General features: G+C 34.6%; 20 protein-coding genes. 16 read left to right on the top strand and 4 right to left on the bottom strand.

Annotation, left to right across the window (positions count from 1 at the left end; translation table 11 throughout):
- Positions 1-42: 42 nt before the first annotated feature.
- The 4 genes from IGL24_RS12850 to IGL24_RS12835 all read right to left on the bottom strand — a co-directional run bounded on the left by IGL24_RS12850 (position 43) and on the right by IGL24_RS12835 (position 5,731).
- The gene (locus IGL24_RS12850) at positions 43-1,254 is read right to left on the bottom strand and encodes a tyrosine-type recombinase/integrase (RefSeq protein WP_429968494.1); all 1,212 of its coding nucleotides are present in this window, start codon (positions 1,252-1,254) and stop codon (positions 43-45) included.
- Between the two features lie 108 nt (positions 1,255-1,362).
- Positions 1,363-2,319, bottom strand: coding sequence for an Abi family protein (locus IGL24_RS12845; RefSeq protein WP_429968493.1), 957 nt, complete (start codon positions 2,317-2,319; stop codon positions 1,363-1,365).
- A 338-nt stretch (positions 2,320-2,657) separates the two neighbouring features.
- Positions 2,658-4,220: an SIR2 family protein gene (locus IGL24_RS12840; protein ID WP_429968492.1), complete on the bottom strand. Its 1,563-nt coding sequence runs from the start codon at positions 4,218-4,220 to the stop codon at positions 2,658-2,660.
- A 671-nt stretch (positions 4,221-4,891) separates the two neighbouring features.
- On the bottom strand, positions 4,892-5,731 hold the full coding sequence (locus IGL24_RS12835) for an XRE family transcriptional regulator (RefSeq protein ID WP_429968491.1): 840 nt from the start codon (positions 5,729-5,731) through the stop codon (positions 4,892-4,894).
- A gap of 173 nt (positions 5,732-5,904) precedes the next feature.
- On the opposite strand from IGL24_RS12835, the gene IGL24_RS12830 reads away from it, so the two are divergent.
- From IGL24_RS12830 to IGL24_RS12755, 16 genes are all read left to right on the top strand, one after another.
- On the top strand, positions 5,905-6,138 hold the full coding sequence (locus IGL24_RS12830; RefSeq protein WP_429968490.1) for a helix-turn-helix transcriptional regulator: 234 nt from the start codon (positions 5,905-5,907) through the stop codon (positions 6,136-6,138).
- Between the two features lie 141 nt (positions 6,139-6,279).
- The gene (locus tag IGL24_RS12825; protein ID WP_429968517.1) at positions 6,280-6,447 is read left to right on the top strand and encodes an antA/AntB antirepressor family protein; all 168 of its coding nucleotides are present in this window, start codon (positions 6,280-6,282) and stop codon (positions 6,445-6,447) included.
- Between the two features lie 64 nt (positions 6,448-6,511).
- The gene (locus tag IGL24_RS12820) at positions 6,512-6,769 is read left to right on the top strand and encodes a helix-turn-helix domain-containing protein (RefSeq protein WP_429968489.1); all 258 of its coding nucleotides are present in this window, start codon (positions 6,512-6,514) and stop codon (positions 6,767-6,769) included.
- On the top strand, positions 6,744-6,911 hold the full coding sequence (locus IGL24_RS12815) for a hypothetical protein (RefSeq protein ID WP_429968488.1): 168 nt from the start codon (positions 6,744-6,746) through the stop codon (positions 6,909-6,911). Before IGL24_RS12820 ends, IGL24_RS12815 begins: the two co-directional genes overlap by 26 nt.
- Before the next feature lie 97 nt (positions 6,912-7,008).
- Positions 7,009-7,344, top strand: a complete 336-nt coding sequence (locus IGL24_RS12810; protein WP_429968487.1) for a hypothetical protein — start codon at positions 7,009-7,011, stop codon at positions 7,342-7,344.
- Positions 7,341-7,565, top strand: coding sequence for a hypothetical protein (locus tag IGL24_RS12805; protein ID WP_429968486.1), 225 nt, complete (start codon positions 7,341-7,343; stop codon positions 7,563-7,565). The genes IGL24_RS12810 and IGL24_RS12805 overlap by 4 nt, the downstream gene beginning before the upstream one ends.
- Before the next feature lie 11 nt (positions 7,566-7,576).
- Positions 7,577-7,930 (top strand): hypothetical protein, encoded by a 354-nt coding sequence (locus tag IGL24_RS12800; protein WP_317742728.1) that lies wholly within the window; start codon positions 7,577-7,579, stop codon positions 7,928-7,930.
- Positions 7,923-8,114, top strand: a complete 192-nt coding sequence (locus IGL24_RS12795; protein WP_317742729.1) for a hypothetical protein — start codon at positions 7,923-7,925, stop codon at positions 8,112-8,114. The genes IGL24_RS12800 and IGL24_RS12795 overlap by 8 nt, the downstream gene beginning before the upstream one ends.
- A gap of 2 nt (positions 8,115-8,116) precedes the next feature.
- The gene (locus tag IGL24_RS12790; protein ID WP_429968485.1) at positions 8,117-9,139 is read left to right on the top strand and encodes a recombinase RecT; all 1,023 of its coding nucleotides are present in this window, start codon (positions 8,117-8,119) and stop codon (positions 9,137-9,139) included.
- Positions 9,102-9,932, top strand: coding sequence for a PD-(D/E)XK nuclease-like domain-containing protein (locus IGL24_RS12785; RefSeq protein ID WP_429968484.1), 831 nt, complete (start codon positions 9,102-9,104; stop codon positions 9,930-9,932). The genes IGL24_RS12790 and IGL24_RS12785 overlap by 38 nt, the downstream gene beginning before the upstream one ends.
- Positions 9,933-9,947: 15 nt before the next feature.
- On the top strand, positions 9,948-10,736 hold the full coding sequence (locus IGL24_RS12780) for a hypothetical protein (protein WP_429968483.1): 789 nt from the start codon (positions 9,948-9,950) through the stop codon (positions 10,734-10,736).
- Positions 10,736-11,584 (top strand): ATP-binding protein, encoded by an 849-nt coding sequence (locus tag IGL24_RS12775; protein ID WP_429968482.1) that lies wholly within the window; start codon positions 10,736-10,738, stop codon positions 11,582-11,584. The genes IGL24_RS12780 and IGL24_RS12775 overlap by 1 nt, the downstream gene beginning before the upstream one ends.
- Complete coding sequence (locus IGL24_RS12770; RefSeq protein ID WP_429968481.1) at positions 11,581-11,823, top strand: hypothetical protein; 243 nt, start codon at positions 11,581-11,583, stop codon at positions 11,821-11,823. Before IGL24_RS12775 ends, IGL24_RS12770 begins: the two co-directional genes overlap by 4 nt.
- 142 nt (positions 11,824-11,965) lie before the next feature.
- A complete protein-coding gene (locus IGL24_RS12765; protein WP_429968480.1) occupies positions 11,966-12,421 on the top strand; it encodes a DUF1064 domain-containing protein in 456 nt (151 codons plus the stop codon).
- Positions 12,421-12,681, top strand: coding sequence for a hypothetical protein (locus tag IGL24_RS12760; RefSeq protein WP_429968478.1), 261 nt, complete (start codon positions 12,421-12,423; stop codon positions 12,679-12,681). Before IGL24_RS12765 ends, IGL24_RS12760 begins: the two co-directional genes overlap by 1 nt.
- A 16-nt stretch (positions 12,682-12,697) precedes the next feature.
- The gene (locus tag IGL24_RS12755) at positions 12,698-13,270 is read left to right on the top strand and encodes a hypothetical protein (RefSeq protein WP_301357794.1); all 573 of its coding nucleotides are present in this window, start codon (positions 12,698-12,700) and stop codon (positions 13,268-13,270) included.
- Positions 13,271-13,300: the final 30 nt, after the last annotated feature.

Here is a 13,300-nt window from a genome sequence, read left to right as displayed (position 1 = left end):
TATCCTGCCCGAGTTTATACCCGAGAAAATAATTTTTTTAAGTTATTTAATGTCTTCTTTTAACAAATTTTCAAATGCAGTAGTCGCTACATCTTTTTCTTTTCGTAAGACATGGCCATACACATTCATCGTCGTGTTAAAATCTCTATGACCTAATCGTTTTTGAAGCTCTTTTGGGGTCATATTAGGATCACTAAGTAAATAGGTAGCAGATGTATGCCTGATGTCATGAAAACGGATGTGGCGTAAACTGTGGCGTTTGGTGAATCGTTTGAACTTCTTATACAGATAACTTCCCCGTGGTAAAGTTCCATCTTGTTTTGTGTCGAATATAAAATAGTGGTTTAATTTCTTTACGTTTAATTTCCAACGAATCTTTTTATTCTCTTTGATTAATTCATCTAGCATATCAAATAAATAGGCAGGGCCGGTTACTATTTTTTCATCATCATCATTTTTTAAGCCTGGCAGCAACCGAATATCTGATTTTCCATCTACTTCTGATATCCGCTGATGAAATCTTATTTCTTGTTTGTCAAAGTCAATATCTTTTTCTTCTAAAGCTGCAATTTCCCCTTGTCTTGCTCCTGTAATAAATGCTAGAACAATTAAAGTTTTGATTTCTATACTTTCCTCAAATGCTGCTTTTAGCATTGCATGAATTTCTTCTTCCGAATAAGGTTCTTCAATATTTTTTTTAATACCTTTTTCTTTTGGGATTTTTACATTTTCTATTGGATTTTCTTTGATTACACCATATTCATTTTTAGCTATCAAAAATAAGTTATTAACAGCATAGAGCATACGAAGCTTTGTATTTCTCGATATAGGCTTGTCGGAATTTCTTCCTGGCTCTTTTGTGTTTATTCTTTGAGCGTTAACAACAATTTGTTTTATCATGTATGGCTTGATATCAATTAGAGGGATAAAGTCAAATTTATCAAGAAATCTATTTTCAATCATGCGCTTATAATTATGATAAGATTTTGGCTCTAAATTTTTTTCAGCTTCCTTTAACCATATTTGTCTGTAAAATTCACCAAATGTGATATTGAATAAATCTAATGAATCATCATTCACACCTTCGAATTGTTCTAACCAAATATTTAGTTCTTTGTATGCGGATCTTTTACTATTAGCTTTTATAGTTTTACTTTTTCTTTTTGCTGATCCGTCTGGCTTATATCCCAATACGGCTCTAAGTCTATATGTTTCGTTGTCTATTTGCTCTAAGTATCCTGTTACTTCTGACATAATTGAATCAGCTCGCTTTCTCTGATACAATAGACACGTAAAGAAGCCTATTGTATAGGTTTAATATCTCACGTCACTCAAACTTTGCAGGGGAGAGGGCGTGTTTTTTTAGTTTTGTTTTAGAGTTGGTGTATTTATATGCCAATTGTCTGGGAAACCCAAACTTTTTAAAATAGTATTAATACTGATAGTATTCAGTCTGTTATCCAAAGTCAAAATTCTTTTTCTGATAGTATTGTGCAATTGAGCGTATTGTAGTTTACTGAGAAAGCACTGCAGACAAAGAAAGACGTTGTAAGTATTGTTTCTTTGGGAATTTTTGGAAATTCCATATATAGAATGTAAATCTGGATAATATTTAATATCGGATTTACATTTAGAATCTAATAATCTGTTATTATGGGCGCAAATATTACGTATCTGTCTGATATTTTCTGTAAAAGATATCATTATTTCAGGCGTAAAAGGGGCTGTCATATGAATATTTTCTGATACGAAACTGCAGATATTTTTTGCTATGTTGTTTTGTAAAAAAACTGGTAGATTTTTAATTAAGGTATTCATTTCTCCAAAATCAAGATAATCTATAAGAACCCATATGGGTACGTCATTATGTTTTTTTATATAATGCTTTATAGAATTATTTTTTTTACTCTTCTTATTGGAATTAATGATTTTCGTTAACCTTGAGATTAACCATCCTAACTCTAAAGTTTTTGAATTATCATAACAATTAATATCAAGGTACGCATATGGCTTATTATTATAAACCTCTGCAAAACGATATGACAAAATGCTTTTGATATGGTTTTCTGCCTCAGTAATTGCGCGGAAAAGAGCGTGCTTAATCTCTTTGTCAAAATAATATAAATGAGTTATTTCGTCAAAAGTAGTACCTGGCAAATAATTATTTTGATTGCTCATAAAATATTTACTATATCCATTAATTATGTTGTAATAATTGTTTGTAAGTAGATATTGTTTAGCTTTTTGGTAATTTGGAATAATAACTCCACGGCTGTTTAGTATTGTTAATTGCTTATGCAAATTTTCGAAATTTTTCAACAAAAAAACCTCCATCCATATAGAATGAAGGTTTTCGCGTTGGTCCCCGTAGAGATTCCAACACTTATCTCTTAATTTCATTCTATAGGGTTTTATTTAATAAATCAACTGATTTGCAAAAAAAGTGTAACTTTTTTGTGATCTTGTAGGACACGCTCTCGTTTTGGTCGGTGGGGCGTGTGTGTATTTCTATTTTTTTTAGATATTGATTTGAAAAATTGTTGATGTAAGTTATAATATTTATGAGTTAAACATTAACTTCTCATATCCCGTTTGAGCCGACCTCTTGGTAGGTAACATCTTTTTGTTGGTGTTATTGTTCCATGGTTTGCTCTTTTTTATTTGTATTTTATGAAGTCATAAATTCGAATTAACCTTCGGAGTTCTCCATTAGTTTTGAAATTATCTTTATTTAAAGTTTTCCTTAAGTAATCCCCAAGTTCTTCGATATTTTCTTTTCTGTAATGAACTAAGGAGAGGTTTTTCATTCGATCATTTTTAGGTCCTTTCAAAGCATCTCTTACTGTCATATCTTTAGGAGATTTCTTCTTTTCCAAATTGTATTTTCGAGATAAGAATTTACTGATATCATTAAATCTATCTATATTATTCTTAACAATTGTAGGTATTAATGTCTCTTCAATTTGAGAAGTATATTTTCTGATAGGTAGATAGCCTGATGTTTTTAATAGTGCATAGGGTAAAGTCTCTTGAACAAATAATGTTGATTCGTAGTTACCGTCATTAAAAACAGTATCCCTAAAAATCTCGTCTGGAGTAATCAAACGATAACCATTCTTCGCTCTTTCCATCATCCCGAATCCATAATAAAATTCTATTTCAGATAACTCCTCTGAAGAAAGCTCTCTATCTGGTAATGACAGCATCATCCGATTTTTTGGGTCATTCGTTAGAACGATGTTATACATATCTTCTTTGACATAACGTAGCATTTTTATAGGATATTTGGCTTTATTTTTACCTAAAGCTTTATATAGAAGAGAATAATCATTAATTGCAATTTTTTTGATAGTTATTGAACGACCATTATCAAACGAAATGGTATATGTTGAGTCGATATAAGTTTCTACTTCAGGATCCCAAACTATATAAAATAGTCGATCTTCAATTTCTTTCAATTGCTCTTGAGATAAACAAGCTTGGATATCATTTAGAATTTGACGAATATCTTCGTCACCTATAGAATATCCAATAAAAAAAATTGGATGTTCGACAAATATTGTTAGTAATTTTGCGGCAATATATTTATGTTTCTTTGCAATTAAATCATAATCTTTAGTATTAATTAAAATAGAATTCGGATCAGACATGCTTCCATGAATCTTATATATTTCTCCTAAATCATATTTTGTATGGAATAATAACTCTTCTTGAGAAGAATAAACTTCATAATCAAATAGATCTTCTTGCAAATTATCGTAGTTGGTAGTAATTATACCTGCGATAGAACTGGGTGTTATTTTTTTTAGAGCCTCTATCTCATGATCTAATCCAGGAAGAAATTTTGTGAAAGATTCTAAATAAGTAGTGATCTCGATTTTTATAGGAGGTGTACCTTTTTCTTCAATTAGACTCCAATATTTTTCTCTATTTTCTTTGAATCTATCCTCGTCGTACCATACTTCATCAAGATCATCTGAAATAATATCACATAGGTAAGTCATGTAACTGTTGTATTCAGTTTCTATATTGAATTTTTTTGCAGCCTGTCTTTTTGCTTTTTGAAATCCAGTTTTATTTTGATAAGTTAAATCTGCAATATATTCAAGAAGGGATAACCACGTAGGAATATTAAGATATCTTCTTGAAAAGCCAGATCCAAGAAAAAGAAAGGGCATTGAATCAGCTTTACTTAAAAAAGGAGATAAAAAATTATCCATATAATAACTTCCTCTCAGTGCACATAGCACTTTTTTATATTAAGGGTTTTTCTTTGCATAAATTTTCCATTGTGTTATGGAATGAAGTTTAAACTAGTGACTCAATATATGTTCTGCTATTTTGAGGGTAAAAACCTTCCCACCGATTGGGATCGAAAATTTAGAAAGAGCATTCTTGAGTCAGACTCATCGACTCCATTTAGATGAATATATCAAATTATTTTCTAAATCGGCAATTAGCTATTACTTTGGTCGGTGGGGCGTGTTTTTTATTTAAACATTGTTATCAGGAACCATAAACATAATAACCCTATTGGCAACATAAATATAAAACAACCAACTTGAGAAATAAAATTTCCGGTTTGTCCTATACGTTCACCAGATTTCTGTATTTTTTCTCCAGCTTGATATAGTTTAGAGTTCACTAATCTTGATTCATGGTTGTAAAAAATTTGATGTATCTCTTCAGGAGGAAACTTTCCTCTGCAATTAGGACACTGATTTGTGTGGAAAGTTAAAATGAAATCTTTCTTACAAAAATTACAATTTACTTTAATTCGTTCTTTCTCCAAGTCCATGTTTTTAACTCTCATTTCTATGATATGATTTATTTGTAGGATCTTAGAAATGAGATCTTTAGTCCGTGTTGCTGCACGGGCTTTTTTTCTTTACTACATATGAACAATATAAACAACAACTTTTCCATAAATTTGCAAAGTTTTTGTGTCTTCATAATTCACTACAATATCAGTAAATGAGATGTTATCTGAATCCGGTCTGAAGATTATTCGCTTATTCTGTTCATCGTTAATGTATCTTTTGACAGAGAACTCATTATCATTGCTAAAAACAACTATATCCTCGTCCTTTAACTCTTCACAACTATTTATTTTTTTAACGGCTATCAACGAACCGTTTGGTATTACATTATTCATTGAATCTCCGTTTATTTTTGTAAAGAAAATTTCTTGGTATCCAGCGTACTTGCCCATAGCGCAGTCAGGAATTGCAATTTGTTCAATATAATCTTTATCAAACGCTTCTACAGAAGTGGGAACTCCCGCAGCAACTGATGTATCAAAAAAGTTGTACTCTTGGATATCACTCGAAAGAATTGACATGATTTTTCCTCTGTCCGTCTTGGTTCGGGTCAAGTTCATCCCTGTTTCATTTGCTTTTTTGGCTAACTCTTCAAATTTTTCAGAGACAAAATTTTCGTTGTTCTCTTGTAATCCGTCAAGCACCTCTTTTTTTAAATTTAAATAATTGTATTCTCTCGAATATCTTGGATCAATATCTGATTTATCAACGTTAAATGCCTTGGCAATTTTAATTAAATTCTCTTCTTTGATTGTTGATCTTTTTGCAAAATACCCAGAAATTGTAGAAGTTGGAATTCCGGTAATTTCAGAAATTTGTGCCTGAGTCTTACCTTTAGTAATTCTTTTAAGATTGTTTGATATATCTTCACGTAATTTTTTTTCGAAGTTATTTAATGTTGGTCTTCCCATGAATTATTAACTCCTTTCGATATTGGTATTAATGCGATTATAACGAATATTCTCGTTTTTTTCAATGAGTAAACATTTAAATAACCTCGTTTTTTAATTAAAAAAACGAATTTAAATCTTTACAAAACGAGTAAACTCGTTTATCATTTAGTTAACGAAAGGGGGGTTATGATTTGAGTAAAAGAATCTCACTAGAAGCGGCCCGAGTGTTAGCTGGCCTATCTCAAAAAGAAGCTGCTGAGAAATTCGGTGTGAATTATCAAACTTTAGCTAGTTGGGAGAAGGATTCAAATAAAATGAAACAAAAATATGTACAGATGATCCCGAGTATTTATTACGTTAATACATCTGATATTTTTTTTGGAACTAAAAACGAGTTTACTAGTTATTTTAGAAAGAAAACATAAAAAATAAATTAAAATAACTGAAAAATAAACTATTTTATTCGTTTTTAGAATGAGTGAACAAATGAAAAAATTAATCGAAGTAACAACAACGAGAACAATGACCAATTGGTAAGCGGTAGAGAGTTGCATGACTTTTTAGAGGTGGCAACACCATACAAAAAATGGCTTGAACGAATTATAGAATATGGATTCGCTGAGAACGTTGATTTTACCGTGATTACCAAAAATGTACATGACGATACAGAGTTTGGAGGATCAAGGAAAATTACTGTTCATACTATGAAATTCGACATGTCTATTTGTCTGTAGTGAAGGACTTCTCCATTAAGTATGGAGTCTGGAAAGAAAAGTAGTTCAGATAGGAGGTTAACCGATGGAACATCTAACTTTAGTAAACATCGCAGATCTCAAAGCTTCTTTAGCAGAGGCTGAGATAAAAAATGAAATCTGGGATACCAAAGAAGCTGCTGCATACTTGAAAACTACCACAAGAACACTAACTAAAGATGCTGAGCTAGGAAAAGTTCCTGCAGCAAAAGTTGGAAGAGAGTGGCGATTTAGCAGTATAGCGTTGTTTAGATATTTGAATGGAAGGGAAGTCAATTATGCAAATAAGAAAACCAATCATTGAGCGTTCGAGTAGCAAAATGCTGCTTGCATCAATTGCTGAGCACAAAGAACCAATTTACAAAGTTCGTCAGCTACAAGCACTTTGCTATATCAGTTTAGTTTTAAACATCATTTTATTGTCAGTTGTTTTTGCCATTTTATAGAAAGTGATGATTTGATGCACACACTAAAAAAAGACACGACCGCCGGCAAGCATGATCGTGTCCTGAAAAATACTAATTACAAGGAGAGTTTATCATAATGAATGAAAAAATCAAAAATTTAATTAAAGAGTTAGTAGATGAGCTAAAAACAGAAAATGCAGGTATGTCACTAAGCATCGTAGATTCAGAAGGAAACATAGCTATCGCCCAAGGCGGTCACGAATTGTTGACAGGTATAGGAGTTCTAGAACAATACGAACAAATGGAAAAAGTACTGCAACAGAGCGATTGCGATTGTCCGGGACATCGAAATATTTGTGAGAAATTCGGCATTGAACAAGAAATGACTGACGAGGATGCAGAAAAAATATTTGATGACTTTATAGGCTTTTTCGAGGAACTAGCTAAAGAAATAAGAGGTGTCCGCAAATGATCTCAGTAAAAGGTTTAGGCGATGATATTTTTGAAGCAATGATGGACAAAGCTCAACAAGATATCCAAGAAAAGATTTTGACTGCTGCAAGTTATGGTCAAACGAGTTGCACGGTTCGTTCAAAAGGGCTAACACCTTCATTTTTAGCAGCATTAGAAACAGAGGGTGTATCTAGCATTGAACAAGACAATGACACGTTGAAACTATTTTGGGAATTTTAGGAGGTAAGTAAATGAGTGCTAAGGACGTAGCCAAAAAACAAATTTTAAAAATGGAGCATATTATTGATCAAATCAACGAAGCAGAAGACCTACTTATCAGTTTTAAGTCGCCAGCACTGAACAACCTCAATGAGCTGATGACTGATATTGAAGTCGGTATTCCAACACAATATTTAGGAAGATCTTTTTTTCAAGGTGAAATGCAAAGTAGATGGCACAAAGTTCAGCTTGAAGGTGACTTAGGCATCAAAGATATTCAAGAAGAAATAAGGAAGATTGTTATCGAATCAGTGGAGAAACGTATTGAAGAACTTGAAAATGATCTAAGAAAAATGATCTATTACTCTGGTGAAAAATATGAATGATTTTGATTCATTAGGTGCAAGGCAACAACCATTAACAGCTAAGCCAGTAGCCACAGATTGGCAAGACAATCCTTTGCATCAAGGCGATGTCTGCTATTTAACTGAAGATGGCTATGTACAAGAAGAGGATATTCTGGAATACGTTCAACAACATTTTCCAAAAATTGTACTGGGAGGGAAATAAATATGGCTAATGATTTAACACAAACAACACAACGCTCACTAGATGAACAGGTGATTGGAAACCTAGAAAGGCTTCGAGAGCAAGGTTTAGAAATGCCACCAGGATATAGTCCACAAAATGCTTTGAAGAGTGCTTTTTTCGAACTGACAAATAATACAGGCGGAAATCTGTTACAGATGGCGGCAACTAATCAGGAAATGAAAACATCGATTTCTAATGCACTTCTAGATATGGTCATTCAAGGATTATCTCCGGCGAAAAAACAATGCTATTTCATCAAATATGGAAACAAGGTTCAGCTGATGCGTTCGTATTTTGGAACGATGGCAGTTCTTGACCGTGTGACTGGCGGAGCTGATATTACGCCTGTAGTAGTGCGACAAGGTGATGATTTTCAGGTTGGCATGAATGGACCAAACATGGTTGTCACTAAACACGAAACGAAGTTTGAGAATTTAGACAATGAAATTGTTGCGGCTTATGTAGTTATCAAGTTAGCGAATGGCAAAGAAATTACGACAGTCATGACCAAAAAACAAATCGATCAAAGTTGGACGAAATCCAAAATGAAAGGTTCAGGACCTCAAAAGGAATTTCCGGAGGAAATGGCTAAACGAACGGTAATCAATCGAGCAGCTAAATCATTGATCAACACAAGTAACGACAATGATTTAATAGTTCAAGCAGCAAAAGACACTTTAGAAAACGAGTTTGATGATGAACGTAAAGATGTTACACCACAGCCAAAACAAGTTGTAGCGCTTGAAGAGAAGCTATTCTCTAACAAAAAGGTTGAACCAATTCAAAGAGAAGCAGAAGACGTCGTGATCCCTGCCGATTTCCAAGATGAAAATACTCGTATTGCGAACGTACCTGGTCATCCAGAAATCGAACAAGCTCTTCAAATCATAGAAAAAGAAGTTAACGAACCAATTCAAGAAGAATTATTAGATGTTCCAAATTTCGGACGTGAGGAAGGTGTAGACGATGGCCCTGAATTCGATGACGACGACTACCCTTTCTAATTTTTTACTCACTGAAGATAACTATTATTCCAACGAAGCGGATTGGCACCATATGTCGACTTCTCAGTACAAATCATTCATAAACTGTGAAGCGGCGGCATTAGCAAAACTCAAAGGCGATTGGCAACCGATATCTGATCCTAAAGCTTTGCTAGTTGGGAATTACGTGCATTCGTATTTTGAATCAAAAGAGGTACACGAAGCATTCAAAGAAGAAAATAAATCAAAGATGTTTTCTAGTCGCAAGCCTTTTGGACTATTAAAAGATTTCCAGATCGCCGAACAAATGATTGAGCGATTGAAACAAGAAGAAGCGTTCATAAATATTTATCAAGGCGATAAAGAAACAATTGTAACTGGCGAATTATTTGGGGCGACATGGAAAGGAAAAATCGATTGTCTGAATGTCGAAGAAGGGTATTTCGTTGATATCAAAACAACGAAGGATATGCATGAACGCAAGTGGAATGAAAATTACGGATCAAGAGAAACGTTTATCGTCAACTTTGGATATGCGCTTCAAATGGCAATCTATCAAGAGCTTCTTTTACAGCAATACGGAAAGATGTTCATGCCAATCATCGCTGCGGTATCGAAGCAAACGCCTAGTGAGGCAAAGTTGATAACGATTGATCAAGATAAGATGAGCTACGAGCTAATCATGCTAAAAGAAAATATTGAAAGAATTGTCAAAGTGAAAAATGGCGAAGAAAGGCCGACACCTTGCGGCACATGTGAGTATTGCAGAGGTAACCTTTCAATTACTGAATTCACCAGCATGGACGATTTATAGAGCGGTGGTGAAAAAATGACCGGAGGATGGATAAAGCTTTATCGCCAACTACTCGCAAAACCGATTTGGCAAGAGTCTACACCTGAACAAAAAGTGATCTTGATTACTCTTCTTTCAATGGCTAATCACGAAGAACGAGAGTGGGAATGGCAAGGAGAGCCTTACAAAGCAAATCCAGGTCAATTCGTCACCTCGCTTGAAAGCATTCGAAAGAAATGTGGTAAAGGCATCTCAATGCAGAATGTCAGGACTGCGCTAAAGAGATTCGAAAAATATGAATTTCTAACAAATGAATCAACAAAGCAAAATAGGCTTATAACCATTGTCAATTGGGAGATTTATCAATCAAAAGAAAATGATCTAACAAAGGAAGTAACCGTCAACCAACAAACGACTAACAGTCAACTAACAACTAACAAGAATGTAAAGAATGATAAGAATGTAAAGAATAATAATAATAGTCCTCGCAACACTCGAAAGTCACGAGTGTATGCAGACGATGATCCAAATAAAAAATTAGCGATTCTTTTATTAAAACTCATTCGAAAAAATCAAAACATCAAAGAACCTGATTTGGATAAATGGGCAAATACAATTCGTTTGACTATTGAATCAGATAAACGGACCGGAAAAGAAGTTCAAGACATGATTGTTTGGTCAACTAGCCATGAGTTTTGGTCCACTGTGGTTCAGTCACCCACTAGTCTTCGGAAACATTTTGACAAGATGACGGCTCAAAAAGACAAACGAAAGCAACAAACAATTGCAACGGAAGATTTACCAGAAACAGGTGAGGAATGGTAATGGATAAAAAACTAAGCGCAATGGCAGCGCAATATGGTGGACTAACTATCACAGAATCCAAATGCCCCAACTGCAGTGATTCCTTATATGTATGGAAAGCGAAGAACAAAGATGGCACAGATCGATGCGGCCCAACTTGCATTAACAAATCTTGTGGCTATCGGGAAATGGTTTCGAAGAATCAGAAACAAGCCATTTTGAAAGCAAATGAAGCTAGAAAGAAAGATGCAATCAATCGAATGTTGAATAGCTCAATGATTACGGACGATGCCATTTGGACCTTTAATTTCGATAATTACAAAACTGTTGATGCTGAAACTTTGCAAGCGAAACAGATGGCTCAAGAATGGGCTACAAAAATTGTAGACAGTAGCACAATTCATGCAGTGATAACCGGTAGACCAGGTTCGGGTAAAACACACTTAGGTGCTGCGGTTATTCAAGAAGTGATGAAAAAATCAAATTACAAAATATCTTGTTCGTTTATCAGCTATCGAGAGCTACTCGAGCAATTAAAGTTTGCGATGAATGATCCAGAAGCAAGAAAAGCGATCACAGGTTCATTGATGGCTGAAATAAAAAAATCTGATTTTGTCGTGATTGACGATTTAGGGGCTGAACTTGGACGAATGGAAGAAAACAATCAAGCAACTTCTTATGATGTCGATGTGCTTACATCGCTCACAGAAGCTCGTTTAAGCAAAGCTACCATCTTCACAACTAATTTATCGTCGAAACAATTAAAACATGCCTACGGCGAGCGTGTATTCTCTCGTGTGATGAATGGGACGAAAGGCAACATTGCAGTATTCAAAAATACCGAGGACAAGAGGAGGAATCCAGTGTGACATTTGTAGTAAAGAAAATGTGTTACTTAGACAAAAATGGAAAAGGTGTCATTTCAGCAGAGCATGCACATCACCACGAGAGCTACGAAGCTGCTGAACTAGTTGCGAGAACATGTGGTGGCGAAATATTCAAGACAATTAAGCGTGAGCGGAAGCATGCAAAAACTAAAGTCGTAGTTGCTCAGAAAAAAGTGACACCAAAGAAAAACAATCAAGATTGGATGAGAGGTGCAAAATGACTTGTTTAAGATGTAATGATGAACTGATGATTTGGTACAAGACATCGCTTGGTTGGTCAACTTGCGAACCTTGTCCAGCCTGTAATAGGAATGGTGAGAAAGTGAAAGACCGCATCGCCAGATTAAAAAAGGAGCATAGCCAATGGCAACAAGAAGCAAATACGGAAACAAAAAACACGAAGTAGACGGTATCATGTTTGATTCAAAAGCAGAAGCACGTTATTACATGAAGTTAAAACGAAACGGTATGAGTTTTATGCCCCTATCAGAAACTTATTGCTCGATGCAGGAGAATGTGTTGCTTCAAGAAGGATTTCTATGTAATGGACGTAAGATTGCGCCAATCCATTATAGAGCCGATTTTGTAATCTATGAAAATGGTCAAGTAAAAAAAGTCGTCGATGTCAAAGGTTATCAAGATGCAATCTCCATGTTGAAAATGAAGATGTTTGCACATCGCTACGGTTTTCCAGTCATCTTTGCAAAGTTTGACTCGAAAATAAATAAGTTTATCGAAGTCGATTGTTTTGAATCGGCAAGACAGCAACGGAAAAGACAATCTGAACGTAGAAAGAAAAAAATGGTGGAGGAAAGGTAATGGCAGTTCGAACGTTGTTAGAAATGAATGATTTACCAGAATTGATGGTATGGCTTCAAGCAAAAGGTTATCGCATTGAACAGCCAAAAAATGAGTGGGAAGTGTTACGAGCTTTTAAAAATAAAAGCAAGAAAAATATTCTTCTCCACAGACGGAATCATGGGAGAAAGGACAGCGTGACAGTTGCTGATCGGGATGTAACTATGATTCGTCAATTCATCAAGGAAAGAGAAACATGGACAAAAATTTTAGTTAAATAATTGGAGGAAAAATAAAATGACAAAACAAGTAAATTTCAGACCTGAATTAAAGAAAGTAACATCCAAATCAAATGGAAATACAGAAGTGCTACTAGTTGTCAGCAATGGATCTCTTAGAGGAAGTACAGAAAACCTGACAGAGTTTTTAGGCTCGACTGTGACTGTTGTCATTCAACCAGAAACAATCGAATACAGTGTGCCAGTAAACAAGCAAACGAAGAAACCGAACATTGAGTATGTTGTTCATGCAGACGGTACAACTGAAATCAAAAAAGAAGAACAAACTTCTCTGGATGTGGGTGACGATGTAGAAGAAGTTGAAAACGTGAAAATTCTTGTTTCAAAAGAAACGATCGATGAATTTATCAAAAAGGCGACAACACTTCAACTGCCTGAAAATGTAACTGTGAATATCAGAGACGTTCTAATTCGTTTAGAAGACGGTGACAGCATGAATGAAATTGCTGCTGATCATGAATTGTCTGAGACTGCTTTAATCGATCAAATAGAATTAGCTCGCCAACATTTTGCACCATTTGCGGATAGCTGGTCCAAATCAAAAGATGACATCATTTTTCCTGAAGAATAATGCGCTTGAGAGAATACAACATCATCCTTG

It is taken from the genome of Enterococcus sp. DIV2371, assembly GCF_050498525.1.
GTDB lineage: Bacteria > Bacillota > Bacilli > Lactobacillales > Enterococcaceae > Enterococcus_B > Enterococcus_B mangumiae.
The sequence above is the reverse complement of the archived record's forward strand: the minus strand, read 5'-3'. Positions and strand labels throughout refer to the sequence as shown.